This is a genomic window from Streptomyces sp. NPDC005070 (assembly GCF_053600395.1).
Genome location: NZ_JBSFZS010000304.1, coordinates 1 through 3,656, shown reverse-complemented (window position 1 = coordinate 3,656; position 3,656 = coordinate 1). Strand labels below are relative to the sequence as shown.

Annotated in this window: 2 protein-coding genes; both read right to left on the bottom strand. The window is 69.1% G+C overall.

Annotated elements, in window-relative coordinates; all coding sequences use genetic code 11:
• A partial coding sequence (locus ACWEBX_RS38105) for a hypothetical protein (protein WP_451889308.1) occupies positions 1-376 on the bottom strand: 376 nt, incomplete at its 3' end.
• Positions 376-2,550 (bottom strand): DnaB-like helicase C-terminal domain-containing protein, encoded by a 2,175-nt coding sequence (locus ACWEBX_RS38100; protein ID WP_451889307.1) that lies wholly within the window; start codon positions 2,548-2,550, stop codon positions 376-378. The genes ACWEBX_RS38100 and ACWEBX_RS38105, both read right to left, overlap by 1 nt.
• Between the last annotated feature and the right edge of the window lie 1,106 nt (positions 2,551-3,656).

Genomic DNA, 3,656 nt, shown 5'->3' with positions numbered 1-3,656 from the left:
TGCCACGTTCGCGTTCGTCGCTGCCGGTCTTGACCTTGCCGCTGATCTCGAACTGGCCGTCTTTGACCAGTTCGGGGATGGGGTCGGCGGGGACGATGGCGACGTTCTCGTACGCGGTGTGGATGAGGTCGCGGTAGCTGCGGCGGACGTTGTATTCGGGATCCGACAGCCACTTGAGCAGGGTGCCGGGCGTGACGTCGAGGCCTGCGGCTTCCAGTGCCTGGTGGCCGCGGCCGGTACCGGTGAGCTGGCTGAGCTGGGCGTGCCAGTGCTTGGCGCTGTAGGAGGACAGCCGGTGGCGCGGGGTGACCTGGGTGCGCAGCAGATTGTTGAGCGCGGCGCCAAGGGAGTCTCCGCGGCCGGTGGGTCCGGCCATCAGTCGTCACCTTCGGGGATGAACTCGCCGCGGGGGATGAACTTGGCCTTCACTTCGCCGAACCCGGTTCCGATCCGGTACGTGCCGGGGGGTGCGTCCTGGGGAGTCCAGAAGATGGCGGCGTCGACGTTGCGCAGAGCGATCAGCGTATGGCCTTCCTGGACGGCCTTGAAAGCGACGGTCCAGTGGCGGACGGATGCTTCGGCGACCATGCTCATGCGCCAGTCCGGCCGCCAGAACGGGGACCGTTGCTCGAGGCGTTTGGGCCACAGCAGGCGCAGGGCGATGGACAGGCGGGTCTTGTAGTTCTTGTACGGCTCCCCGCCGGCCTGGATAAGTTCGGTGCGGGCCTCGCGGGCCGCGGCGTAGAACGGCTTGAACAGGGACTCGTTGGCCTTGCCTGTCCACGAGTCGTGGATCGTCACCTGTTCGGCGAGGTGGCCTTCGCGGTAAAGGCGTTCGAGTTGCTTGATGTGCGGGGTGGTCACCCAGATACGGCCCTGGTCGTCGGGCCGGTCCACGAGCCGCCCCAGCGGGTGCGGCATGCCCGGGTAGTTCCACTCGGGGATGCTGATCTGGTAGATGCCGGCCTGGCTCTTGTCGAAGGCGTCGAGGGGGCCGGTGTGCAGGAGTTTGTTCGGGGCGAGTGGGACGGCTGAGCAGGCGGAGGGGTAGCTGCCGTTGCGGTCGATCAGGCACATCACGCCGTCGCCGAAGGCGTCGGGGACATCGAGCCGGTCGCGGCGGACGCGCTTGCCGTTGTCCCGGATGTGCGCGATCCGGCTGCTGGTGACGTCGGGGTGGACCCAGCTGGGCTCGCCCGCCATGTCCTCGCTGATCAACGGCCAGGGTCCGTCTTCGCGTTCCTCGGAGCGGATGACCGGGACCGGGTGCATTTTCGAACGCGCCACGGCGTCCTTGAGGATCCTCAGAGCGGGGAAGACCGTTCCCTGCGGCTCATCCTCCTCGTCACCGGGGACCAGGCCGTCATCGTCGTCTCGCCGGGTGCCGTCGGCGGCATCGTCCGAGGCGGTGGCGCTGCCTGCGCCGGCCGGGGTGGCGGGAGTGTCCGGTTGCCCGGTGCTGTGGGTGACGGCAGGTTCGTTGTAGGCGTGCAGCGCGGCGGCGAGACGACGGCCCTCGACGCTGTCGGGCAGGTGCAGTCCGGCGGTGGCCACGGTCTGCAGCGGGGTGCGGAGTTCGTCGAGGTCCTTCACCCGGCCGCCGGCCAGCGCCGTGCGCAGCGCCGCGAGCAGACGGGTCGCTTCCGCGGGCAGTCCCTTGACGGCCCCGGAGGTGAAGGGCAGGGCGGCATCGGCCAGTTCACGGTCGGCGGCAGTGCCCACGAGGTCCGGGACGGCGTCGGCGGCCGCGGGAGTTTGGGGGGCGGGAGCAGCGGGGGTGGTGTCGAGGAAGCGGGCGTGGGCGAGGTCGGGGCGCAGGCTCGTGGTGCCGATGATGCCCAGGTCGCGTTCGGCGACGGTCACGGTCGTGAGGGGTTGGCCGGGGGCCGTGGTGAGGGTGAGGATGACGTCGGCGTCCAGCAGGTTCACGATGGCCGGGTCGTCGGTGTCCAAGACCGCGAGGACCGGTACGTGCTGGGTGCGGGCCAGTTCGCGCAGGATCTGGCTGGCCTCGGGAAGGTGTTCGCCGGACAGGGGCAGGTGCGGGTTGCGGGCCCGCTGCAGCCGGTCGACGACCACGAGCGCCAGGTTGTCGGTGAGCGGGGCCGTGTCAGCGATGGCTTCGGCGGTCAGGTCGCTACCGTCGTCGATGAGCAGCGGTGCGTGGCGGAGCCGTTCGACGACGGTCTGCTCGTGGGGGGTGAGGACGCCGGTCTTGAGGCGGGCGTAGTCGCCGTCGGCTTCTGCGGCGATGATGCGGCGGGTGATGTCGGCACTGTTGGGGCCTGATGCCGCGTACAGGACGCGGCCGTTGCGGGCGAGGGCGGTATGCCGGGCCGCTGCGAGACCGATCAGACTGCCGCCCACTTGGGGCTCGGCCGCGACCAGGACCAGACGGCCCGGCTGCAGGCCACCGGTTGCTTCGTCCAAGCCTGCCAGGCCGAAGGAGAGGCCGGGAGCGGGTCCGCAGGAGAGGACCTCGCCGATGGCGTCGCCGAGCGTGGCGAGCCGGCGTCCGGGCTCACGGCTGGGAGTGGGCTGGCTGTTCACCACACCTCCTACGGGTGCCACGTCCCGCGCGGCCGAGTCGGATAGAGAGCCGCCGATCGGCCCGTCGACAGGCAACAAGACTGCAACCGGGGTCTTGTATCGCTTCAGTACCTGCGGCTGTCCCTGCGCGGCCAGCGCAACGAGATCACCGAGGTCCTTCTGCGCCGAACCCAGGGGATGCGTGGGCAGCCCGTTGCTCTCTGGCCGGCGAGCCGCGGGGAAACGATCGAGTGGCGCCAGCAAGGCACGTACGCCGCGGTTGTCGATCACTGTCGACCGGGCGTCTGAACCTTCAGTCAGCTTCACCAGAGCGTGCAGTTCCTCGCGGGCCTCGGTGACATTCCTGACGGCCCGAGCACGCTGGTTTTCCGGTGTCTGCGCCACTGCCTCACCCTCCCCAACCTTTCACCACCATAACAGCAAGTCACCACTTGTAGATGAAAGTTCATAACTGTTGACACTCTAAGTAATACTCAATTGAAGGTAGTAAGGGGTGGTGTCTTGTGGCCAGGCCGAACACACCCTGCCCTGCCGAAGGGCGGACTCTGCTGCGGCGCGCGAACGGACAGCCAGGCCGAGAGCCTCCAGTGCCGCTCTGACCGCGCGCCCCACGGAGCTGGCGGTCTGAGGTCTCGGCTGCAAGACCGCGGGGCCGCGATGTCGCGCCAGCGAAAGCCGTGCTGAGCATCCCGACATTCCGTAAGAGCCGTGATCTGATGGCGGCTGCCCATCGGTCCGATTCAACCTGTGCCACGGTGTGCATACCGAGTCGGCCGCCATGCGCCAGTAGCGGTCTCGCGACTGGAGCGAACTGGGTGAAGGAAGCCAGCGCAGTTGGACCGCTTCGGCGAGCACCGCCATGAGATACCCGGGGCCGGTCAGTCACAGAACGGGGTCGGTCCTCTCTGGGAGGAGCATCCCGGGCAAGAGGCCCTCCACGGCCGGGAGCGCAGGGCATGCAGCACGGGCGGTGGAATCACGGCGAGCCCGCCGAGGCGCAGCAGGTTACGACCCAGGTGCGCCGGGTCCAGGGCCCTCGTCGGCTCCGCCGCGCTCCCGTGCACGACCCGGAGCCCGGGCTGCGGCCACTGGTAGGGCGACGGTCG